The organism is Empedobacter sp. ULE_I140, assembly GCF_053482575.1.
Map to the genome: position 1 here is coordinate 1 of NZ_JBQMTX010000003.1, position 20,529 is coordinate 20,529.

Annotated in this window: 25 protein-coding genes and 2 pseudogenes; 5 read left to right on the forward strand and 22 right to left on the reverse strand. The window is 27.8% G+C overall.

Annotated elements, in window-relative coordinates; all coding sequences use genetic code 11:
* Positions 1-190 precede the first annotated feature (190 nt).
* The 3 genes from ACTS9J_RS15850 to ACTS9J_RS15860 all read right to left on the reverse strand — a co-directional run bounded on the left by ACTS9J_RS15850 (position 191) and on the right by ACTS9J_RS15860 (position 1,478).
* On the reverse strand, positions 191-712 hold the full coding sequence (locus ACTS9J_RS15850) for a hypothetical protein (protein ID WP_092910552.1): 522 nt from the start codon (positions 710-712) through the stop codon (positions 191-193).
* A 251-nt stretch (positions 713-963) separates the two neighbouring features.
* The gene (locus tag ACTS9J_RS15855) at positions 964-1,266 is read right to left on the reverse strand and encodes a type II toxin-antitoxin system RelE/ParE family toxin (RefSeq protein ID WP_092910555.1); all 303 of its coding nucleotides are present in this window, start codon (positions 1,264-1,266) and stop codon (positions 964-966) included.
* A complete protein-coding gene (locus tag ACTS9J_RS15860; RefSeq protein ID WP_092910556.1) occupies positions 1,254-1,478 on the reverse strand; it encodes a hypothetical protein in 225 nt (74 codons plus the stop codon). The genes ACTS9J_RS15855 and ACTS9J_RS15860 overlap by 13 nt, the downstream gene beginning before the upstream one ends.
* A 163-nt stretch (positions 1,479-1,641) precedes the next feature.
* Between ACTS9J_RS15860 and ACTS9J_RS15865 the strand changes: the two genes are divergently transcribed.
* Both ACTS9J_RS15865 and ACTS9J_RS15870 read left to right on the forward strand, forming a co-directional pair.
* On the forward strand, positions 1,642-2,229 hold the full coding sequence (locus tag ACTS9J_RS15865; RefSeq protein ID WP_092910559.1) for a ParA family protein: 588 nt from the start codon (positions 1,642-1,644) through the stop codon (positions 2,227-2,229).
* Positions 2,230-2,288: 59 nt separating this feature from the next.
* Positions 2,289-2,516, forward strand: a complete 228-nt coding sequence (locus ACTS9J_RS15870) for a hypothetical protein (protein ID WP_092910561.1) — start codon at positions 2,289-2,291, stop codon at positions 2,514-2,516.
* Between the two features lie 16 nt (positions 2,517-2,532).
* Here the strand turns inward: ACTS9J_RS15870 and ACTS9J_RS15875 are convergent, their stop codons facing one another.
* Positions 2,533-3,534, reverse strand: coding sequence for a replication initiation protein (locus ACTS9J_RS15875; protein ID WP_092910564.1), 1,002 nt, complete (start codon positions 3,532-3,534; stop codon positions 2,533-2,535).
* Positions 3,535-4,694: 1,160 nt separating this feature from the next.
* Here ACTS9J_RS15875 and ACTS9J_RS15880 point away from each other — a divergent pair.
* Genes ACTS9J_RS15880 through ACTS9J_RS15890 form a run of 3 tightly spaced genes read left to right on the forward strand, consistent with a single transcriptional unit; the run spans position 4,695 to position 6,509 of the window.
* Entirely contained in the window at positions 4,695-5,117 is a 423-nt protein-coding gene (locus ACTS9J_RS15880; protein WP_092910571.1) for a plasmid mobilization protein, read from the forward strand.
* Positions 5,080-5,940 carry a relaxase/mobilization nuclease domain-containing protein gene (locus ACTS9J_RS15885; RefSeq protein WP_125113011.1) on the forward strand — a complete coding sequence of 287 codons (861 nt, stop codon included), beginning with the start codon at positions 5,080-5,082 and terminating at the stop codon, positions 5,938-5,940. The genes ACTS9J_RS15880 and ACTS9J_RS15885 overlap by 38 nt, the downstream gene beginning before the upstream one ends.
* A gap of 17 nt (positions 5,941-5,957) precedes the next feature.
* Entirely contained in the window at positions 5,958-6,509 is a 552-nt protein-coding gene (locus ACTS9J_RS15890; protein ID WP_125113012.1) for a hypothetical protein, read from the forward strand.
* A gap of 1 nt (position 6,510) precedes the next feature.
* Here the strand turns inward: ACTS9J_RS15890 and ACTS9J_RS15895 are convergent.
* From ACTS9J_RS15895 to ACTS9J_RS15980, 18 genes and pseudogenes are all read right to left on the reverse strand, one after another.
* Positions 6,511-6,636: pseudogene (locus tag ACTS9J_RS15895) on the reverse strand (IS1 family transposase); the annotation flags it as partial.
* Positions 6,637-6,721: 85 nt separating this feature from the next.
* Positions 6,722-7,321 (reverse strand): annotated as a pseudogene (locus ACTS9J_RS15900) (Tn3 family transposase); the annotation flags it as partial.
* 31 nt (positions 7,322-7,352) lie between these two features.
* Positions 7,353-8,527, reverse strand: a protein-coding gene (locus ACTS9J_RS15905; RefSeq protein ID WP_448352809.1) for an IS3 family transposase whose coding sequence is annotated in 2 segments (ribosomal slippage) — positions 7,353-8,260 and positions 8,260-8,527 — 1,176 coding nt in all. Because the reading frame shifts where the segments join, the coding sequence is not laid out codon by codon here.
* Between the two features lie 338 nt (positions 8,528-8,865).
* The gene (gene msrB / locus ACTS9J_RS15910) at positions 8,866-9,945 is read right to left on the reverse strand and encodes a peptide-methionine (R)-S-oxide reductase MsrB (protein ID WP_448345508.1); all 1,080 of its coding nucleotides are present in this window, start codon (positions 9,943-9,945) and stop codon (positions 8,866-8,868) included.
* On the reverse strand, positions 9,942-10,430 hold the full coding sequence (locus ACTS9J_RS15915; protein WP_115000182.1) for a DUF417 family protein: 489 nt from the start codon (positions 10,428-10,430) through the stop codon (positions 9,942-9,944). Before ACTS9J_RS15915 ends, msrB begins: the two co-directional genes overlap by 4 nt.
* 632 nt (positions 10,431-11,062) lie before the next feature.
* Positions 11,063-11,599: a sigma-70 family RNA polymerase sigma factor gene (locus tag ACTS9J_RS15920; protein WP_038337322.1), complete on the reverse strand. Its 537-nt coding sequence runs from the start codon at positions 11,597-11,599 to the stop codon at positions 11,063-11,065.
* Positions 11,600-11,922: 323 nt separating this feature from the next.
* Positions 11,923-12,066: a hypothetical protein gene (locus ACTS9J_RS15925; RefSeq protein WP_185144204.1), complete on the reverse strand. Its 144-nt coding sequence runs from the start codon at positions 12,064-12,066 to the stop codon at positions 11,923-11,925.
* A gap of 949 nt (positions 12,067-13,015) precedes the next feature.
* Positions 13,016-14,190 (reverse strand): IS3 family transposase gene (locus ACTS9J_RS15930; RefSeq protein ID WP_448352809.1). Its coding sequence is split into 2 segments (ribosomal slippage): positions 13,016-13,923 and positions 13,923-14,190, totalling 1,176 coding nucleotides; the frame shifts between segments, so codons are not numbered across the junction.
* Positions 14,191-14,237: 47 nt separating this feature from the next.
* Positions 14,238-14,756 (reverse strand): hypothetical protein, encoded by a 519-nt coding sequence (locus tag ACTS9J_RS15935; RefSeq protein ID WP_448353484.1) that lies wholly within the window; start codon positions 14,754-14,756, stop codon positions 14,238-14,240.
* Between the two features lie 152 nt (positions 14,757-14,908).
* Entirely contained in the window at positions 14,909-15,325 is a 417-nt protein-coding gene (locus ACTS9J_RS15940) for a hypothetical protein (RefSeq protein WP_448353485.1), read from the reverse strand.
* Positions 15,318-15,728, reverse strand: a complete 411-nt coding sequence (locus tag ACTS9J_RS15945) for a helix-turn-helix domain-containing protein (RefSeq protein WP_448353486.1) — start codon at positions 15,726-15,728, stop codon at positions 15,318-15,320. Before ACTS9J_RS15945 ends, ACTS9J_RS15940 begins: the two co-directional genes overlap by 8 nt.
* A 1-nt stretch (position 15,729) precedes the next feature.
* Positions 15,730-16,266, reverse strand: coding sequence for a hypothetical protein (locus tag ACTS9J_RS15950; RefSeq protein ID WP_313581976.1), 537 nt, complete (start codon positions 16,264-16,266; stop codon positions 15,730-15,732).
* A gap of 258 nt (positions 16,267-16,524) precedes the next feature.
* On the reverse strand, positions 16,525-17,229 hold the full coding sequence (locus ACTS9J_RS15955; protein ID WP_448353487.1) for a hypothetical protein: 705 nt from the start codon (positions 17,227-17,229) through the stop codon (positions 16,525-16,527).
* 175 nt (positions 17,230-17,404) lie between these two features.
* Positions 17,405-17,806 (reverse strand): OsmC family protein, encoded by a 402-nt coding sequence (locus ACTS9J_RS15960; protein WP_028123739.1) that lies wholly within the window; start codon positions 17,804-17,806, stop codon positions 17,405-17,407.
* Positions 17,807-17,808: 2 nt separating this feature from the next.
* Positions 17,809-18,528, reverse strand: a complete 720-nt coding sequence (locus ACTS9J_RS15965; RefSeq protein WP_028123740.1) for a hypothetical protein — start codon at positions 18,526-18,528, stop codon at positions 17,809-17,811.
* A gap of 46 nt (positions 18,529-18,574) precedes the next feature.
* Positions 18,575-19,546, reverse strand: coding sequence for a peptide-methionine (S)-S-oxide reductase MsrA (gene msrA / locus ACTS9J_RS15970; RefSeq protein WP_069797541.1), 972 nt, complete (start codon positions 19,544-19,546; stop codon positions 18,575-18,577).
* 7 nt (positions 19,547-19,553) lie between these two features.
* Positions 19,554-20,048 carry a peroxiredoxin family protein gene (locus ACTS9J_RS15975; protein WP_028123737.1) on the reverse strand — a complete coding sequence of 165 codons (495 nt, stop codon included), beginning with the start codon at positions 20,046-20,048 and terminating at the stop codon, positions 19,554-19,556.
* Positions 20,045-20,251, reverse strand: coding sequence for a hypothetical protein (locus ACTS9J_RS15980; protein ID WP_069797536.1), 207 nt, complete (start codon positions 20,249-20,251; stop codon positions 20,045-20,047). The genes ACTS9J_RS15975 and ACTS9J_RS15980 overlap by 4 nt, the downstream gene beginning before the upstream one ends.
* Positions 20,252-20,529 lie beyond the last annotated feature (278 nt).

A 20,529-nucleotide genomic window follows, 5' to 3' on the forward strand; every position in this document is an offset into this window, starting at 1 on the left:
ATAATTTAAGCTAAATAACTGATATTGTGAGAGTGCCGTTTTGGATAAATGATTTCATGTCTAAAACTACTCTGAAAGCCGCATTTTACCGTTGAATGGATATATTCAAATCGGACAGAAAAAGAAGTAGATTATCTCTTCTATAAAGATAATAAATCGAATTTTTACAGAAGAGATAATTATATGTCATTTAAAATATAACCAGGTTATCGTTGTATTTTTTTACTTGTTTTTTGATGATAGAATTGTACCACTCTTTTTCTATGTATTTCATTTTTAAAACCTGATAGCCTTCATCAGTTAATAAAAGATGTCCGATAAATGATTTAACAAGCGGATGATCTGGTCGATTAATCATCATCGATTCAAGAATTTTAAAGTTTTCTTGATCCATTTCTCCGTTTTGAATATTAAACTCCAGAAAGAAACCAACTTCTACTGGATAAGTTGGGCGAGAAAACATCATTAAAAATGCTTGATGGCGAATGTCTTTTGGCATTTTTTGATGAAACTGATTAAAGTAATATTCCATTACTTCCTTTGGTTCTCCTTTTTCTACAATTATTCTGAAATTATCACAGAAAGGTGCTGCTTCTACTCCATCGATTGTTTGGAATGAGGGAGGTTTAGAATCATCGAAAAATAATAGATTGAAGAGTGATGAGATCACCTTCTTTTGAAGGTAAGGGCTGACTTTAGTTTGATTTTCCATATACTTAAAAGTTGGTGCGAAACTAACACAATCTGTTACAGAGGTACTAGGATACCCTAAAGACAAGAAAGGCAAGCCCGCACCAATATATGGCACAGGCGAAAGCCTATCGATTTAGTCTTTATAGAAGATTCCTAGTTTTCTGTAACTAAATAACGATAGCTATCGCTGACGTAATTATTATTTTAATGAATGTAAAAGTACAAAAGAATAAAAACCCACAAACAATTTATTTGTGGGTTTTAAGAATATTATTTAAAATTTAATAAGTTGGGATTTCTTCGATTATCCCATATAGAAAGGATGTATATGTAATTTTCTTTTTTAGAAACTGTATAGAATAAAGAGAAATTATCCAGGATAATTAAACGTTTTACTTTTTTGAAGTTTGTTTCAGATCCAGCTTCAGGATTTTTCTCAAGTAATTCTTCAGCTTCTTTTATTTCTACAAATAGTTTTCTTGAGTATGAATTTGAACCGTTATGATTATTCCAATATTCAAGAATTTCTAAAAATTCTTCAGAAGCTTGATTTTCCCAAATTATTTCAAACATTGTTCGAACATTTTGTGAGCGTCATCTTTAGATTTGAAATTACCATTCTTTATGTTTTTCAGACGAGAATCTAAAATTTCTTTTTGTTCCTTGTTCAGCTCAACGATATTTTTTTCTTCAAGTACATTAAGTCCAATAGCTTTTAGTACATCAATAGCCATTCTAAGCTGAGATGTAGATAATTGATCTTTAAATTTAATAACTGTTTCCATTGTAAACGATTTACTACTCCAAATATACAAACAACTTTCTATTCAATGATGTATTATTTGATCTTTATATATAATATTGAAAATCATTTATATAAAATTTAATTTTTTATATAAATATATAATTACTTATTTATATATTTGAATAATTATATAATTATATAGAATGGCAAAGGTAATTCTTGTAACACATCAAAAAGGAGGAGTTGGAAAATCAACATTGGCATTTAATTTAGCTGCAAATATTAGAGAAAGTGCAAAAGTATGTTTAGTAGATTTAGACGAACAAGGGTCTTTATTAAATATAAAAAAAGCGTCTGAAGTTCCAATTTATGAAGCTTCAAAATTAGGAGAGTTGTTAAAATCAGATTATGATTTTATTTTTATAGATACACCTCCATATTTAACAAATCAATTGAAAGAATTATGTGATTTGGCAAACGTAATAATCATTCCAACCAAAGCAGGAATATTGGATTTACTTGCAATAAAATCTACAATAGAAATTGTAGAAGAATCAAACAATGGAAATAAAGCTTTGATTGTATTCAATATGGTAAAACCTAATACAACTTTAACAGAAGAAATTAAATCTCATTTAGGAGATTATGATATCAAAGTTTCAAAAAATATGATTTCAGATTTGGTTGCTTTTTCTCGCTCTATTTTAGTTAATGGAGTTGAGGAGAATAATAAAGCTCAGAAACAAATTGATAATTTAACGAAAGAAGTACTTACATTATCAATTAATTAACTTTATATAATTATATTTTTATGTAATTATATAAATATATAATTTAATATTTATATAAAATGGGGAAACAAGATATTACAAGTCTAATTAACGAAGTTAAACAGACGGAAAAAAAGACATCAATTCAGAAAGTAGTTCCGATAAAACAGAAAAAAGTTGAAACACTATTTTCTGTTTATATTCCGACTGAAAAGCTGAAACAATTAAAAATGCTTTCAGTTCAAGATGGTGTGAGTATAAAAGAACTTATCAATTCTGCAATTGATGAAAAATATTTTAACAAGTAGATTTTAGATCTACTTGTTATTTTAGACCATATTTTTGTTCAAAAATCTGCTCTGCTTTTTTCTTTAGAGAACCAATAATAAATCCTTTTGGATTATCTGCATTCGAAGCAAAAAAACGAATATCAACAAGGAAATCCAAAAGAGCTTCTTCTGACATATTATTGTAGATATTTTCAAATAAGTTCAAATTATTATTTAATTCTTTATCTGTGAAATTAAAATTATGGATTAAGAAGTCATAAATATTTTTTGGAATAAACCAACGATTTGACATTTGTTTGTTCAAGTTTTGTTTCTTTATATCTTCATCCTCAAATTGTGGTTGATAAATAGGAACAAAGTGAATTGATGTAATTTTTCGACCTGTTTTGATTGGTTCGTAATGAAAAGTGTACGGACTTTTTAAGTCTAGTTCTTTTTTAGCAGGTTCAACAACACGTTTAATAAAATCTTTAGTCTCTTTATATTTATCAGAAATACCAAACATTTGTTTTAAATTTTCTATTGAATAATTTATTGGTGTTTTTTGATTAGAAAGCAATTCATAAAAACGCATAGAAAATGTACTCTCAAATTGCATAGCTATTTTTAATTCATACTTTTTAAAGCCTTTAGAAAAATCTAAAAGACATTGTATAATTTCTTCTGTTAGTACAAACGAAATATATTCTTTTCTTTTATAGACTTCTGGTTTATAAATAATACGAATAGTTCTCCAAACATCTTCATCTTCATATTCAAAAACTTTATTTTCCAAGGAAAGTAAAGCTTTTTTTATTTGAGCATGATTTTTATCTTCCTCATTCTTTTTAAAAGCAGAAAAAGGAAAAGTGAATTTTTTAGAATCTTCAAATATTCCTTGTTGAATGGAGTAGCGTTTATCTAAAATTTTACCTTCAATTAAATATTGTAATTGTTCTACAATTCTGTATAAAATCCGTTTTTCATAAACAGAATAATCGTATTTAGCTGTAGTGAGGATATATGATTGTAAAACTTCCCTATTAGTAATTTTCATAATTCAATTCAGGTTTAAAAAGGACAACTTTAATACAAATATACATAAAAGGACATATAAAAAACAATGTCCTAATAAGTATTATAAAAGTCCTTTTTGTAATATGAAATAGTATTATAAAAGTCCTTTAGTAGTATTATAAAAGTCCTATTTAGATATTTTTAAACCCTTGCAACCTGTTGTACCTCATGTTTGTATGTGTTTTTTGTCGAAAATCGATAAGTAATGTATAATAAGCTATGTAATAATTAATATAAAAACATAGATCTTTTTAAGTTTATAAGAATCAATTTTTCTTTGAAAAATCGAAAGTTAGTAGCTCATTTGAAATAGACTGTTTTCATTGGAGAGGAAAAACAAAAACAATTTGACGTGACTTTTTTATGCGCACCAGGGGGCGGCGCGAACTTATCTTTTATTCGATAGATTTTATCTATTAAATTACTGATTTTTAATTTTTTAACTGTAATTTTGTTAGGTAAAATTTATGTATAACGTAAATTTGAAAGCGAAACTGTTACAAACGACTTCTTTCTGAGGTCGTTTTTTTTTTGCGTTTTAAGCTTTTATTCTTGTTATTAGATGTAATTCATTGTTTTTGTTTGAAGTATGGTTTATTATTGCTTAAAAGGGTATTGTTATCAAAGTTTAAAAGGTTTATTTGTTTTGTTTTTTAAGTTGTTCTTAATTTATCGTTTATTTTATTGTCTGATGCTGAATGACTTTAAATTACTCTTTTTTTAAAGTTTGTATAGATTTCTTTTTAGCGTTATTTTTTAATATTCTGAATAGTTGATGAATGGTATTTTATAATTTATTTTGTATCTTTCCTGAACAAATTGAAATAAAGTGAGAATTGTAGGTGATTAAATGAATGGAAATTTTAAAAATTGGGCTAATTTTGGTTTAATATTGTGAGCAAGATGTACCTTTCGCAATACAAAAAGCAAAATACCATCATTTCATTTTGTTATTTATGCTTTTCTTGTGCTCATAGGTTCTCTTGTTTTGTTCCCTTAATCGGTCACAAAAGTCTCCATCTCCGATGGATCATTTTATACTAAAATGAAATTTTGAAATCCTGTTTCAATTTATTTTTTTAGGTATTTTGATGGTTTAAGTGAGATTAATTTCAGTTTATATTTTTAGTGAATTATTGTATGATAGAAGAAGAAATCAATTGGGAAGATTTTATAAAAGATGAGGAACTTCGAGCAACACGAAGTAAAAGTGGGAAGTTAGGAGGACGACCTAAAAAAGAATCTTCAGATCGAAAATCCAAGTCGATTTACATTCGTGTATCGGAAGAAGAGTTTTTAATGTTACAAAAGAAAGTTGTGGCTTCAGGTCAAAATCAAAGTCAATATTGTCGTAATGTTTTATTGAATTCTTCTGTTGCTCCAATTATTCAATCCGTTAGTAGAGATCAAGAATTACAAAGTTTTCGCACAAACTTTAGTCGAATTAGTAATTATATGAAATTCAAAGATCCTCTATTGAATTTGGAAGTCATAAAGGTTATTGAAAAAATGAATCGTTATTTAGATGATCGGAATAGGGAGAACCACGAAGGGAAGTATTAAAGCTATTGCTTATGCTTCTCGTGAAGAGAAAGGGGAACAGAAAGCCTTTGCAACTGAAATTAGTCGAAATGGATTAGTAGGAGAGAATGCTCGAGCAATTTATCATGAACTCATGGCTGTATCGAATCAGAATCATCGTGTCGATAAACCTTTTTATAATGTTGTTTTATCTCCTTCAGCTGAGAATACGTTGAAATGGAGTTTGGAAGATTGGGAGAAGTTGGTTCATGATTTTTTAGAGAAGAAGGAGTTATCTTCTCATCAGCATATAGCTTATTTACATCAAGATACAGATACGTCTCATTTACATCTAATTGTTAATCGTATTGATTTTAATGGAGAGAATAGAGTGAATCAACGCTTTATAGGTAAACAGACGAGTCGTATAGCGAATGAATTAGCACAGGATAGGGGATGGAAGAATATGCTTGAATTGAGTAAAGAGAAGAGTCAATTCAAGGTTTTACAGTACGGAAATGTTTTAGTAAATGGATTGAAAGAGAGTTATAATTTGAAGGATTTAGCGGATCATTTGAAAGGTTTAGGTTATGGTTTGAATCTTCAGTTTGATCAGAATGAGCGATTGAAAGGCTTAAAAATTTTTCAATTTTCGGAGGTGTTAGAAAATGAAAGGCGTAAACAGAACAGGCAGAAACCTGTGAATTATGGCGTAAAGTTCAGTGAGCTTTCTCGTGGTCATGATGCGTTTAAAAAATTGAAAGCGGTTAATTTACAGGTGTTTTTAGAACAGAAAGCAGAGAAATTGAAGCTTCAACAAGAGCAGGAGATTAAACCAAAAAGAAATATTGGAAGAAGATTTTAAAAATTAATACTAAACTTATGAGTGAAAATAATAGACCAAAAAGTCCAAGTGAAATTTTAGAAGGATTGAGTCATCAAGCTAATAGAATGGCTTTATTAACGAAAGAAATTGATGAAAAGATTTATGCTTTTTATTCAGTTCAAAAGCAGTTTATTGAGAATGGAAATACGATTACTGCTGAACAAAACAAGATTTTAAATGAGTTAAAGAATTATAAAGCTCCTGAAATTTCATTGGATCCTTATGCAAAAAAGCAGATGGAAGAGTTGAAACAATATGAGAAAATCAGTCGTAAAAAAGATAAGACTATTCCGTATTTAGTCTTGATTATTTTTCTTTTACTTGCAACATTTGTTTACTTTTTCAATCAAGATTTGAAGACTAAAAAAGAGATTAAGGAAAATTTAATGAGCGAAATTTACTCAAAAGGAGATACAATAGTTCCAAAAAACAACTTTGATTTAGCGAATAAAAATAGTCAGTTAATGAACGAATGGATTGATAAAAATCCAAAGGATAGTGAAAAGTTTGTTATCTTTTTAAAGGAAAAACAACAAAGTAAAAAGTAAATTAACTCCAAAAATAGATGGTTAAAATCGCAGATAGAATGGCTATATTTTTTGTGTAACAAATGGTTTTTCGGTTTAATCGTTTCAGATGAGTACGTAGACTAAGGTGATTTTGTTCGATATGATTGGGGTCAGTCGACGAAACGGAAAAAATAGCACGTTAACAATTTAATCTATAATTTAATGGATTTATAATAGGTAAAACAAATACTTTATGAATTTCTTAGTGGCCTAAATTCTCCATTCTTCAATTTTATTTGATTGTTCCACACATAATCTCCCGTTAAGTGAATATGTTCCCATCCTAAGGGAGACAGATATTGAAGTAATTCTTCATTAATTTCTTCTCCTTGCTCTTTCAAATACTCTACTACTTTTTCAATATAAACTGTATTCCATAAAACAATAGCAGCCGTTACCAAATTAAGACCGCTTGCTTTATATCGTTGATTTTCAAAAGTTCTTTCACGTACCTCTCCTAGTCTATTAAAATATACTGCTCTAGCTAGAGCATTTCTAGCTTCACCTTTATTAAGTCCCGCAGTAACTCTTCGCCTAAGTTCTGGACTCATATACCAGTCGAGCATAAATAAGGTTCTCTCAATTTTACCCAATTCTCGCAATGCTACCGCCAGTCCGTTTTGTCTTGGGTAGCTTCCAATCTTCTTTACAATCAATGAAGCGGTAACAGTTCCATTTTTTATGGAAGTAGCCAATCTTACTATTTCATTCCAGTTTTGAATGATTTTTTTACTGTTAATTGTACCTCCTATATGTTCTGATAAAGCAGAATATTCAGTAGATGCTTCAGGTTGGATATCCCCCTAAATTTTCCAGTATAAGTTAAGCTACATATTTTAAAAATTGTAAATTATTATTAAACTCAAAAATAGTTTTATAATTCAAAGCTTTATGTCTTCTATTTCTGTTATACCAAATTTCAATATACTGAAAAATTTGGTTTTTCATTTTCTCTCTTGTAATTAATTTATTTCCATAAATCATTTCAGTTTTTAACGATTTAAAGAAACTCTCAGCCACAGCATTGTCCCAGCAATTCCCTTTCCTTGACATGCTACGGATAACACCATAAGAATCAAGCATATTTGCAAACTTCTTTGACGCATATTGTATTCCTCGATCAGAATGAAATAGCATTCCTTTTTTAATCGATCTATTCTTTATAGCCATACGCCATGCTGATAAAGTTGTATCTTCAGTACTCATCGTATTGCTCAAACTCCAGCCAATGACCTTTCTATCGTATAAATCGATAATTGTTGTTAAATATAAAAATCCTTCTTGAGTTTGAATATAAGTAATATCTGATACCCATTTCATAGAAGGTTTTGAAGCGTAAAAATCTCGATTAAGAAGATTATTTACAGTTAAATAATTATGTTTAGAATTTGTTGTAACTCTAAACTTTTTACTTAATTTACTTCTTAAACCAAGCTCTTGCATATATTTAGCAACTGTTTTAACTGATATTCTGTAACCTAAAGCATTTAATTCTGAATGAATTCGAGGACTTCCATATCTCTGCTTGAATTTAAAATATAGATACTTTATTTTATCTAGCATCAAATTTTTTCTCAAAAGTCGATTGGAGCAACCTTTCTTTTTCCATTTATAATAGCTGCTGGAGTGGATTTTTAAGATAATACACATTTTCTCAATCGGAAATTGGCACTCATGATTCTTTATAAATCTATATTTCATCGATCGTTCTTGGAGAAAATGCTGATTGCTTTTTTTAAAATATCACGTTCTAATTCTGCATCTTTAAGCTTTCTTTCTAATTCAACTATTCGCTCCTGTTCAGGCGTTAGTTTTAAATTACCTTTTCCTGGAAAACTATTGGATCCGTATTCTTGATAATCTTTGCGCCATTTGTATAATAAGGAGGCTTTTATTCCAAGTTCCCTTGCTAATTCTGAAATGTTACTTCTTTCATAACTCAATTCTACCGCTCGTAATTTAAATGAAGCATCGTAATGATTTTTTATTCCTTTCATAATTGTAAGATAAGTATTATATACCTTTTCTTACTCTGGAAATTTCGTTAGGATATCCACTAAATACTGTGGATAGGTAATATCAAGTGGATCTAAATATAAACGGTACATGTTGATTATCTTTTTTGAAAGCGCATATATGGGAAAACAAAATTGATTATCTAGTTCTAGCGTATCTTTCATAGTTCATCAATATTAAATTACATAACAAAATTACAAAATTATATTGTACACAATATAATTTTGTAAAACATTAACAAATGTTTTATTAAAAATTACAATCTGTAAACATTAAGTAATACCTTTTATAATATTTAGAAATAGAATTTTATTAGTTTTTATTTTATTAAGGATAAATATTTTTCATATCCTTTAGCTTTCATTTCTTCTTTTGATATAAACTTTAATGATGCACTATTAATACAATATCTCAATCCTCCTTTATCTTTTGGGCCATCATCAAAAACATGACCTAAATGAGCATTACCAGTTTTACTTCTTACTTCAGTTCTTTTCATTCCAAAAGAATTATCATTTATTTCTTCAATAAGATTTTTACTGATTGGTTTTGAGAAACTTGGCCAGCCACAACCTGATTCAAATTTATCCGTTGACACAAAAAGAGGTTCACCAGTTGTTATGTCTACATAAATTCCTTCTCTAAATTCAGAATTATATTCATTTGAAAAAGGTTTTTCTGTTGCACCATTTTGTGTAACATCGTATTGCAAAGAAGTTAAATGTTTTTTAAGTTCACTTTGGCTTTCTTTGATATATTCTTTTTCTTGAATAGGATTTGCCTTACGAGCATCATCAAATAAACTTGGTGATATATGGCAATATCCTTTTGGATTTTTATTTAAATAATCTTGATGATAATTTTCTGCATCATAAAAATTATGTAAAGGCATATTTTCTACTACAATTTTTTGATTATAATTTTTTTCTAAATCTTTTAACTTCTGATCGATTAATTTAGAGTCAGTTGGGTTTGTATAATAAATTCCTGTTCTATATTGTGTCCCTAAGTCATTCCCTTGTTTGTCTAGACTCGTAGGATCTATTGTCTTAAAATACAAATCAATTAATAATCCTAGATCAACTATATCAGGATTATAAGTTACCTTGACAGTTTCAGCAAAACCAGTTTTACCTGTGATCACTTCTTTATAAGAAGGCTTTTCTATAGTTCCATTAGCATAACCTACAACTGTATTTGTAACCCCTCTGACCTGTTGAAAAAAATGTTCTGTTCCCCAAAAACATCCTCCTGCAAAATATATTTCATTTTCTGATGTGTTATTCATTTTCTGATGTTTATTCGATTTAACTAAATTATTTTTATGAGTTTTACAACTTATACTTGTTAGTATTATTCCTGTAATAATTAATAAGCTTATGATGAATAATTTTTTCATGATTTTTTATTTAAAGATTGAGCTAAAAGAGTGAAACCAAAGCCGAAGTAAGCTATATCTTTTAAAATGAAAAAATCTGTTACAGGAACTCCATCAACAAATTTCCAAATTCCGGGAGTTGTAAAAAGATAACTAAGAGTTGTTCCGAAAATAATAAGAATAGCTATTCCCGCATATTTTTTTAATGATTGATATTTTAAAGTTAAAACAACTAATAATGCTACAAGTAATTCAAGTACTCCAACTATATTAGATACAGTTTGATCACTAAATATTTTATAAATCCAAAACGATAATGGGTGATTTTCTACAAGAGACTTTATAGCTTGAGCCTCTGTTGGTGTAAACTTAAAAATGCCTATCCACACTAAAAGTAATACTGTTCCAAATAGAGGTAAGTAATATCCTATTTTGTAAAGATTTATAAAGGGTGAATTAATATTCAAATTATCTTTATGAGTATGAACTAAATTTTTTGTTTCCATTTTTTAATAATTTTATTGTATATACGATCTTTTATAATAGTAGTCGTATAAATAATTAAAACCTGACAAAAAAAATCTATTTTTTTTGTTAGATATTAATCTTTCTATAATTTTTACAAAAAAAAACCATTGTAAATATATCATTTAAAATGGTTTGAGTTTTTTTATTGTTTTATGAATTTATCTTAAATTTCATTAAATATGTGATGTATTATAATTAAAATAAAAATTAACTTTAGACTATACTTTGGAAATTATTTAATAAATATTTTAATCTTAAAAATAGCAGTTTAAAAAGAAAATATTATTTATACACTTTATTTTTTGATGATAAACATTCGTAATGTATTTACTCATGTTTACAATGAGTTTCTATTTTGGACTTTATTTTAGATTTTAGATCATCTACATTAATTAATTTTTCTTTTGAATTTTGTTTATTCAAAAGATTATCTATTAGCTTTACTTTTTTGTAGTAAGAAGCGCACCATTTACAACTATAAATATGTAAATTCAATCTCAAATTTTGAATTAATGAGATTTTTTTTGCATTTTTTTTCTCTATTTCAAATGTTATTTCATTACAAGGCATAATAACCCAATGAATAATTTTATTCCACATAAGTTAATTTTTAATTAGATAAATTAGATTCTATGCACTCTCTTAATTGTAATCTAGCTCTTTGAAGAATCTTCCATAAATTAGTCGATGTAATTCCTATTTCCTGACAAACAAGTTCTGTTTTTTTTTGTTTTAAATAGTATAGTTTTATAGGAATTAACCATTTATTAGGTAATTTTTCTAAACAATTTTCTAAATAGTTTTCTCTAATATTATTTTCATTTTCTGTCCAATCATTTAATATATTTTTATCAATCCAATTACCATTTTCATCAAAAAAATAATCTAAAGTGATCTCATTTTTATTATTATATTTTTTTCTGTAAAAATCAGAAATTTTATTTTTCAAAATACTAATTAACCAAGTTTTTACAGAGCTATTCCATTGAAATTTTTCATAATTTTCAAAAGCTGAAATAAAAACATCTTGTACTAAATCTTCTGCATCTTCTTTGCTAGATATTAAATAGTTAGTTTTTTTTAATAGGTCCAATGTATAATCATCAATCCATTTTTGGATATTAATATTTTTATCTTTATTTATCATAGGTATATTTTTATAGAAAAGTAATATTTTATGTCATAGAAAAAAAAACTATAAAAAATGATTACTTTTTCTTATTGCAAAATTTCAAGTACTTTCTTCTAAAGTTGTAATAAATATAGAAAATTCTAAAGCTACATCAGATATTAATCCTTCTTATAATGATAATAAAACAATTGATAGAGTAATTGTTCCACGATTAAAGTAAGAAGAATTATGATCAAAAATAGTCTATATTAAAAATAGTAATAAGTAGCAATTTTATATATTATAGCCCCTTATTAAGCAAAAGTTGGAAAAATAATTAACATTATAAAAAAATATCTCTAAAGTTTATCTGTTAGATTAAGTTCCTTTTTAAGTGCTTTTGGTAGAATTCGGATAATATACTTTTCACGCCAGTTGACACCAATCACTGTTCCTACTTTTCCTGAGAATCCGCTAAGTATTCCTATTTTTATTTCGGCCATAATCTTAATTTTTTTATATTATTTAACAGTGAGTTAGTGGGGTAATATATTGGTTTTGAGGTTTTAATATACGATAGCTAGTATATACCATTAATGACCGCTATTGTCCATTTTTGTCCAGTATGAAGGAGAGTAGAAAAAAGATGAAAAACATAACTTTCCTTTATTAGAGAGGGTTTGAAGCAAAAATGATAAGATTAGAAATAGTGTTTGTTCGAGTGTGCTTCGACAAAGGTTCGGAAAAATTGGGTGTTTTGTCGAATAATGGTCGAATGAATTTTGAACAAAATAGGGCTAAAGTAAAAAAAATAAATAGATTTTTATATGAAAGAGCAGTTGTTTTCTGATACTGTTGTTTTGGGATTATTTTTGTCTTTTGTGTAAAACCTTTATTTTTTTACTAGATAGCTATAGTGTATTTCAGTTTGATTTTCAAAATATGGATTTACATAAATTTTGATGTAATTATTTTACTTATTAAATAAAATAGTCATTATGAAAATCATAATGACTAAAATTTACAAAACTTACAATATCTAAAAGTTTTTATATTTACTATACTATTATATCTAATAGGTTTTAAAATTTATTATCAAAGGATAAATTAAAAACTATATTGATTTATATTATACTCGAATGAAGTGTTATTTTTCATATACATATATAATTGCCTTTCCATCATTAATATAGCTTGTAGATGTACTATAAGTTCTATTAAAATGTATAAATTTTGATGCAGTATTTGTGCCACTTGTATTAGTTCTTGCTGCTTCTAAATTCAGATTGTAAGAGTTTGGTGTAAGATTCGCAGAAAAAAATCTGTAGGAAGTAATATTATTCATTGGATTAAAACCGCTATAAAGAAGATAAAAATAAGGTGAAAGAATAGTAGTAAAGCTATTATTTCCAGAAAGTCTATTGGATATCCCCCTAAATTTTCCAGTATAAGTTAAGCTACATATTTTAAAAATTGTAAATTATTATTAAACTCAAAAATAGTTTTATAATTCAAAGCTTTATGTCTTCTATTTCTGTTATACCAAATTTCAATATACTGAAAAATTTGGTTTTTCATTTTCTCTCTTGTAATTAATTTATTTCCATAAATCATTTCAGTTTTTAACGATTTAAAGAAACTCTCAGCCACAGCATTGTCCCAGCAATTCCCTTTCCTTGACATGCTACGGATAACACCATAAGAATCAAGCATATTTGCAAACTTCTTTGACGCATATTGTATTCCTCGATCAGAATGAAATAGCATTCCTTTTTTAATCGATCTATTCTTTATAGCCATACGCCATGCTGATAAAGTTGTATCTTCAGTACTCATCGTATTGCTCAAACTCCAGCCAATGACCTTTCTATCGTATAAATCGATAATTGTTGTTAAATATAAAAATCCTTCTTGAGTTTGAATATAAGTAATATCTGATACCCATTTCATAGAAGGTTTTGAAGCGTAAAAATCTCGATTAAGAAGATTATTTACAGTTAAATAATTATGTTTAGAATTTGTTGTAACTCTAAACTTTTTACTTAATTTACTTCTTAAACCAAGCTCTTGCATATATTTAGCAACTGTTTTAACTGATATTCTGTAACCTAAAGCATTTAATTCTGAATGAATTCGAGGACTTCCATATCTCTGCTTGAATTTAAAATATAGATACTTTATTTTATCTAGCATCAAATTTTTTCTCAAAAGTCGATTGGAGCAACCTTTCTTTTTCCATTTATAATAGCTGCTGGAGTGGATTTTTAAGATAATACACATTTTCTCAATCGGAAATTGGCACTCATGATTCTTTATAAATCTATATTTCATCGATCGTTCTTGGAGAAAATGCTGATTGCTTTTTTTAAAATATCACGTTCTAATTCTGCATCTTTAAGCTTTCTTTCTAATTCAACTATTCGCTCCTGTTCAGGCGTTAGTTTTAAATTACCTTTTCCTGGAAAACTATTGGATCCGTATTCTTGATAATCTTTGCGCCATTTGTATAATAAGGAGGCTTTTATTCCAAGTTCCCTTGCTAATTCTGAAATGTTACTTCTTTCATAACTCAATTCTACCGCTCGTAATTTAAATGAAGCATCGTAATGATTTTTTATTCCTTTCATAATTGTAAGATAAGTATTATATACCTTTTCTTACTCTGGAAATTTCGTTAGGATATCCATATAGAAGCTGATTTATTATAATCAATATCATAAAAATATTTTTCTATTTCAATTAACTGATTTTTTACACTATTATTAATTGCATAATTTTTAAAATTTATTATGTTTGAGTTTTTTACTAATCCTTTTGAAAAAGCTTTATTTAATAATGGAAAAATCGTAATTTCATTAAGAGGTTTTAATTTCCAAACACTTAGATAAATATAATAATCAGTAAAGTTTAAATCTTTTGAATATTTAAGTGTTTCAGCAAAAGCTGTTGTAGAACTATCACAACAATAAAAAACTGCCTGATTATCAAAATTGCACCTACCAATTTTGATATTATTTTTTGGATATGAAAGATTTTGAGGTTCGTTAATTAAATCTCCTTTCTTTGCAATTCTAACTCTATATAAATAGTTTTGAAAATTAACGGTATTATTTAAATTTACAAGATTTAATAAAAAACCATAATCAGAGGTCAATTGATGGATAATATCGTTAGAAAAATTGTTTAATTCCATATTTGTATTTTAAAATTGTGATTTAAAAAAATTATAGAAATATAAAATTATCAAATGTAGATTTAAAAGCATTACTCAACATAATTGTTATTATAATACATAAAAATGTCCCATAAAGACTTTCACTTTCGGGACACTTTAATAGTATTTTTTTATGTTATTTTAATTCTATTTTCTAAAATTAGTTGAGGATCAATAATTGGTATAATGATTTTGTCTACAGTAATAAATTCATTGAAGATAATACCTCTTAATGTAGAATATGACATTCCTAAAAGAGTTTTTACAAGTGTTGCATTAAAAACTGTTTCACCTTCATCATTAATTTTATAATTTTCTTCAAGATTATCAACCTTATAAATAAAATTATAATCTGATTTTACAATAATTTCTTCCTTTTCATCAAATAATGCAAGACTTAAAAAAATTTTAATATTATTCTCTTCTAGATTATGCATCATATTATGAGCAATACCTACTTCGTTAATATTAAAATTATCTTTTGAAATATTGTTTTGAATTTCTACTGGATTAATATCCAATAAATGTATTAACGCAGCTTTAACCATTTACAAGCATTTCTTGTTCAGTATAATACTTACTTTCAATAAACCCATCATTAGAAATAGGCTTATTGTGATAAATTTTAGCTGTAAGATATATAGGATCAACTGAAATTAAATCACATTCTAAAGCAACTTCAATTTTACAAATTGTTTTCGTTGTAAAATTATGTTGCCCACTTAACCATTTACTAATTTCAGATTTATTTTTTCCTAATCTCGTTGCTAAATCGATTGGTTTAAGTTGTTTTTTTTCTAAAACTTCTCCAATCCTATTAGCGATTGCTAAGTTTTTTTTAACCGTTTTAGTAATCACTGGATCTGCGTTCTCTGCAAGCCAATTTCTAATTGGGTTTTCTTTTTTAATTGCCTCGTTCTCTTGATGCAATTTGCGTCTAGAAATTTTCATATTAAAAGTTGATTTCTAAATTTTCATCATAAAAAATATCTAACTCCTCATCTGACCATTCAATGTCATTTTTATGTAAGGATTTCTCTATGGCTTTTGCCAATTTATTTGCCAATTCGAAACTTGCACTAACGTTTGGGCAATCTTGTGCTTTTTTTGTTGATTTAATTCCCCCATTCAACAAAATTACCACGTGTTCATTTATTCGGATACAATACAATCTTAAATTATTCCCTTTTTTCTTCCCTTGCTCATAGTAATAAGGTTCTAAAGGTAATTGTGTATCTGGCGGTAAAGCAGAAGCTTTTTTTTCATTTCTAAAAAATTGTTGTTTAGCTCCATACTTGTCACCAATCTCTTCAATCCAATCTAAAATATGTTGTAATTTTTCCTTATTTATTTTATTCTCTGCAATAAATTCATCAAATAATGTACTAGGCGATGTTATCTCATGTTCTCTAGATTCAATTATTTCAATCGAATAATAAATTACTTTATCGTAATGAGAAACATAAATTAGTTTGGCTAAATTATCCATAAATATTTAAAGTTCAAAATAAAAGTTAACTTATAAGTTAACTTTAACAAAGGTATAAGTTTTTTGTAAGAATTAAAATTAATTTAAAAACGAATAAATAACCCTTATTTGAAGATGATATCTCACTTAAACATAATTCAGTTCTACCAAATCGAAGTTAACGGAACTCTAGAGAATAAAAATAAAGCCTCCAAATGGAGGGATATTTTACATAACAGCTGTTATAGCTTTTACTGAACCGAAGTTGTACGCTGTCTTTTATTCTTTACATAAATTTTTTCTAAGGATTTGTCCAATCCAACTTATACTAGCTACAATTTCAAAATCTGTAATTTCTAAACGATCTGCTAATATTTCATTATCTGATGGAATATATTTATCTCCATAATATTTTTCATCACCAACTTTAATATTGGGTTTTGTTACTCTGATTTCCATTAAGCCATATGATACAAATTCAGAACCACCATTGTCTAATTCCAATTCTTCAACATCATTTTCTATGAAAAACATTAAATCAGGCAACGGAGTTTTTTCAATAATATTTGTTCCTGTAATGAATTGGTCATAATCAATTTTTTTCTCTAAAAATGATTTAAAAAGTAAACCAGTAAGTGATGCTTTGTCTGTGTCTTCACACTTGTCAATAATAAATAATAATTTTTCGCCAACTTTTGTTCTATACTTTAAATCTTCTTCTATTTTATTAATTTGTTCTTCTATTTTATTTTCAGAAATTGATTTTAGTTCATATAAAAATGTAAGAATTTTTTTAAGAAATAGCTTATCCTTGATATTGGTTACTGTATTAAAAGTTCCTATAATTGTTGAAAGTAGTGGGACATCTTTTAGTAATCCTTCAGCAATATTTGAATCAATTACCACTTCAGTTAAGTCTTTGGTAACAGCTTGAAATTCCTTATCTTTTATGACTTGAATAAGATTTGTACCGAGTGAACTCATTTAATAATTTAGTTTTAGTAAGGTTGCGTACAACGGTTTGGGTATTGCCGAAGGCGGGGATTTTTTTGCACAGAACTTCAATAGAAATACCGCAGTTCAAATATTACAGAAAAGTTGATTAGAATTCCTTCAGCCCCGCTTTTGGCAATACCTTGTTAGTGGCAGTGCATTTGATTTAAAGCGTTATAGGCATTATATCCCATTCGCTATTTAACAAACGGTGGATATAACAACGGTCGGCTTGTTTTATCAATTCTTCTTTCTGCTCTTCGGAAAGATTACCTTCAATAATCATTTTAATTTGAATAGTGGTTTTTAGCCCTCCTTCCCCTCTTGCTACTTCTTGCACTAGTTCGGCTGTTACATTCTCTATCTCCCAGTTGTTTTTGCGAGCAATAAAACGGACAGTTCCGACTTTGCACATTGCCAAACCGCTTAAAACAAGTTCTGAGGGTGCTAAACCTAAATCTGTTCCTTTACTTGTGATAGGTTCGTCACCAATAATGGTGTGCTTACCATTAGTGATAATACTTTGGAAGCCTTCTTCAATGTTTTTAATTTTAATTACTGTTGCCATTTTTATATAAATTTAGATTCTAAAAGTTTAATTTTATCAAATATAATAGGAGGATAATATGAATGTGCATCTGCACAAATAGTGCATTTTCCAGTTTTAATATTAATATCGTCATCAAGGTCTTGATAAGGAAAAATATTGAATAATAATTCGTGTTGCAAAAGAGTTCTATAAAATAAAATATGTTGTGATTTTGAAGAAATAGTATCAATGCGATTGAATAATTCTTCTGCACTTTTCAAAATACTTAATAATTCTCTTACTCCATCATACATAAGTACATCATCTGTATTATGAATATCTACTTTCATTTGTTCCAAATCATTTAAGAAACATTTTATGGCTCTTTTTCCATACAACAGTTGTTTTCCATTTGCATCAGAAAACTCATAACTGAAATTTTTTATTGTTTCTTGAAAGAAAGAATAAAAAGTCCGTATTTGTTCTGTATTGTGTTGTTGTTCTTCCTTTATATTGTCTTTTTCTATTTGATTTTGCACTATGCCATTTGCTGAAAGTTGAGCTTTTAACGCTAAATATAGAAGTATAGAGCCAATGAGTTGAGAAATAGGATTTGTTATACCGCCAATCGCATCGCCAACAACGCCAAAATTACCAATGCCTGTTTTATTGAGCAATGGAAGTAGTAATGGAAATAAAAATGTTAATAAAATACCAAAAAGCAAGAGCCATTTTGCATTTTTATCAAGACTATTTTTCATTCTTTATTTTTTAAATTGCTTCATTAAAAATTTATGTCTTCGTCCATTATTTCTTTAGTTTATCCTGATAAAGCGATTTTAATTTTGCTAATTTTGGATTTATTACTGCCATACAATAACCAGTTTCGCTATTGCGATTGTAATAGTCTTGGTGATTGGCTTCTGCCTTATGGAAATGTTCAAACATTTTCACTTCTGTTACTATCATATCATCGTAGGCAGATTGAACATCTTCAATGACCTTTAATGCTTGCATTTTTTCATCGTCTGTTCTGTAAAAAATAATGCTACGATATTGTGTTCCTCTATCAGCACCTTGTTTATTTATAGTCGTAGGATTGTGAGTAGTTAAATGGATTTTCACTAAATCTTCAAAGCTAATTTCAGAAGGTAAATAAGTAATTTCAATTACTTCAGCGTGACCAGTAGTTCCAGAACAGACTTCTCTATATGTAGGATTTATAATTTCACCACCACTATAACCACTCTCTACATTTACAACTCCTTTTAATTGCTGAAACATAGCTTCTGTGCACCAAAAACAACCACCACCAAATGTAACTTTTTTCTCATCAGATTTTACTTTTTTCAGAGCAACAGCATTTATGCAAAATCTCAATCCACTTGGCATAGGACCATCTTGAAACACGTGACCTAAATGAGCATCACAAGTGCTACAAGTTGTCTCTATTCGATACATACCAAACGTAACATCTTTGATATAATTGATTGTATTCTCTTTTATCGGCTGTGTAAAACTAGGCCACCCAGTTCCACTTTGAAATTTTTCTTCGCTGTCAAAAAGTACAGTGTTACAACAAACACAGGCATATTTGCCGGGTTCAAACAAATTGCACATTTCGGAGCTATGAGCTCTTTCTGTTCCTTTTTTACGAGTTACGTAAAATTGTTCTTCGGTAAGAAGTGATTTCCATTCCTCTTCCGATTTTTCTATTCTTTGGTCTGGGTTAAGATTGCCATTATTGGCTAATCTTATTACATCTATCCATTTTTGCATATAAAATTTATTTAATTGTTTGTAAAAATTCAATTGCTTTTTCGGTATTCAAATGAAAATCATTGAATACTACTTTTCCTTCTTGGTTTATAAAAATAAACCAAGGAGTTCCTCCTGTTCTATAATGATACATTACTGTTGAAATATTTTGCGTGCTTTCATCTCCTTCATCTTGTCCAAAAGGAATTTCCAACTTATACTGCTTTTGTGTTTCTTTTAGCTTTTCAAAAGTATTTTGATTTTTACCTTCAAACACTGATTGAATAGCAAAGAATTTAATAGCTTGGTTGTTTTTTAATGCAGTGACCATTTGTTGTAACGAAGGCAAGCCTATTTTATGACAGCCAGGACACCAACTTTGAAAACAATACAAAACAATAAACTTTCCTTTAAAATTAGATAATTGTATAGGTTCAGTATCTTTTCCATTTGCATCAATCCATTTAAATTTTTCCAGTTCTGGGGCATCAAATCCCTCTATACCATATTTTTTATTATTCATTTACCATTTTTATTTATAAGTAATTTAAACACAGATTTCGCAAATCTAACATATTCATTTGCTTTTAAGTCAAATACTACCCATTTGTAAATGTTTCCATATGGACACAATGGAGCATTTGTTTCGCTTCCACTACGTAATTCGTATCTATTTGGATCTATATCATATTCTACTTTTCTTATCCTTTTCAATTCAGGTTTCATTGTTCCTTGTTTTGGCTTGGCATTGCCACTAACATAGTAATTTACGAAGTAAATAATAGAAAAGTTTCGTGAAATATTCCCTATATCCGTATTTCGTGTAATTACTTTGTTAAAAGTAATAAATTCTTTGATAGTCTATATTATCTAAATAACATTTGTATGAATAGCGAGGTTTTTATTTAAAATTTTTAAATTCTCAATCATGGATCACGAAACTCTACAATTGATACTTTATTAATCTATTTCATTACTTAACATAATTCTTATTATACACCAAA

What these genes read in the sequence shown, in the direction of transcription:
- ACTS9J_RS15965 (WP_028123740.1), bottom strand. Translation starts at nt 18,528, where the DNA reads ATGAAAAATAGTCTTGATAAAAATGCAAAATGGCTCTTGCTTTTTGGT.
- ACTS9J_RS15945 (WP_448353486.1), bottom strand. Translation starts at nt 15,728, where the DNA reads ATGAAAATTTCTAGACGCAAATTGCATCAAGAGAACGAGGCAATTAAA.
- ACTS9J_RS15920 (WP_038337322.1), bottom strand. Translation starts at nt 11,599, where the DNA reads ATGATAAATAAAGATAAAAATATTAATATCCAAAAATGGATTGATGAT.
- ACTS9J_RS15850 (WP_092910552.1), bottom strand. Translation starts at nt 712, where the DNA reads ATGGAAAATCAAACTAAAGTCAGCCCTTACCTTCAAAAGAAGGTGATC.
- msrA (WP_069797541.1), bottom strand. Translation starts at nt 19,546, where the DNA reads ATGCAAAAATGGATAGATGTAATAAGATTAGCCAATAATGGCAATCTT.
- ACTS9J_RS15880 (WP_092910571.1), top strand. Translation starts at nt 4,695, where the DNA reads ATGATAGAAGAAGAAATCAATTGGGAAGATTTTATAAAAGATGAGGAA.
- ACTS9J_RS15860 (WP_092910556.1), bottom strand. Translation starts at nt 1,478, where the DNA reads ATGGAAACAGTTATTAAATTTAAAGATCAATTATCTACATCTCAGCTT.
- ACTS9J_RS15980 (WP_069797536.1), bottom strand. Translation starts at nt 20,251, where the DNA reads ATGAAACCTGAATTGAAAAGGATAAGAAAAGTAGAATATGATATAGAT.
- ACTS9J_RS15890 (WP_125113012.1), top strand. Translation starts at nt 5,958, where the DNA reads ATGAGTGAAAATAATAGACCAAAAAGTCCAAGTGAAATTTTAGAAGGA.
- ACTS9J_RS15870 (WP_092910561.1), top strand. Translation starts at nt 2,289, where the DNA reads ATGGGGAAACAAGATATTACAAGTCTAATTAACGAAGTTAAACAGACG.
- ACTS9J_RS15865 (WP_092910559.1), top strand. Translation starts at nt 1,642, where the DNA reads ATGGCAAAGGTAATTCTTGTAACACATCAAAAAGGAGGAGTTGGAAAA.
- ACTS9J_RS15885 (WP_125113011.1), top strand. Translation starts at nt 5,080, where the DNA reads ATGATCGGAATAGGGAGAACCACGAAGGGAAGTATTAAAGCTATTGCT.
- ACTS9J_RS15955 (WP_448353487.1), bottom strand. Translation starts at nt 17,229, where the DNA reads ATGAGTTCACTCGGTACAAATCTTATTCAAGTCATAAAAGATAAGGAA.
- ACTS9J_RS15855 (WP_092910555.1), bottom strand. Translation starts at nt 1,266, where the DNA reads ATGTTTGAAATAATTTGGGAAAATCAAGCTTCTGAAGAATTTTTAGAA.
- ACTS9J_RS15925 (WP_185144204.1), bottom strand. Translation starts at nt 12,066, where the DNA reads ATGGCCGAAATAAAAATAGGAATACTTAGCGGATTCTCAGGAAAAGTA.
- ACTS9J_RS15975 (WP_028123737.1), bottom strand. Translation starts at nt 20,048, where the DNA reads ATGAATAATAAAAAATATGGTATAGAGGGATTTGATGCCCCAGAACTG.
- msrB (WP_448345508.1), bottom strand. Translation starts at nt 9,945, where the DNA reads ATGAAAAAATTATTCATCATAAGCTTATTAATTATTACAGGAATAATA.
- ACTS9J_RS15935 (WP_448353484.1), bottom strand. Translation starts at nt 14,756, where the DNA reads ATGGAATTAAACAATTTTTCTAACGATATTATCCATCAATTGACCTCT.
- ACTS9J_RS15950 (WP_313581976.1), bottom strand. Translation starts at nt 16,266, where the DNA reads ATGGATAATTTAGCCAAACTAATTTATGTTTCTCATTACGATAAAGTA.
- ACTS9J_RS15960 (WP_028123739.1), bottom strand. Translation starts at nt 17,806, where the DNA reads ATGGCAACAGTAATTAAAATTAAAAACATTGAAGAAGGCTTCCAAAGT.
- ACTS9J_RS15915 (WP_115000182.1), bottom strand. Translation starts at nt 10,430, where the DNA reads ATGGAAACAAAAAATTTAGTTCATACTCATAAAGATAATTTGAATATT.
- ACTS9J_RS15875 (WP_092910564.1), bottom strand. Translation starts at nt 3,534, where the DNA reads ATGAAAATTACTAATAGGGAAGTTTTACAATCATATATCCTCACTACA.
- ACTS9J_RS15940 (WP_448353485.1), bottom strand. Translation starts at nt 15,325, where the DNA reads ATGGTTAAAGCTGCGTTAATACATTTATTGGATATTAATCCAGTAGAA.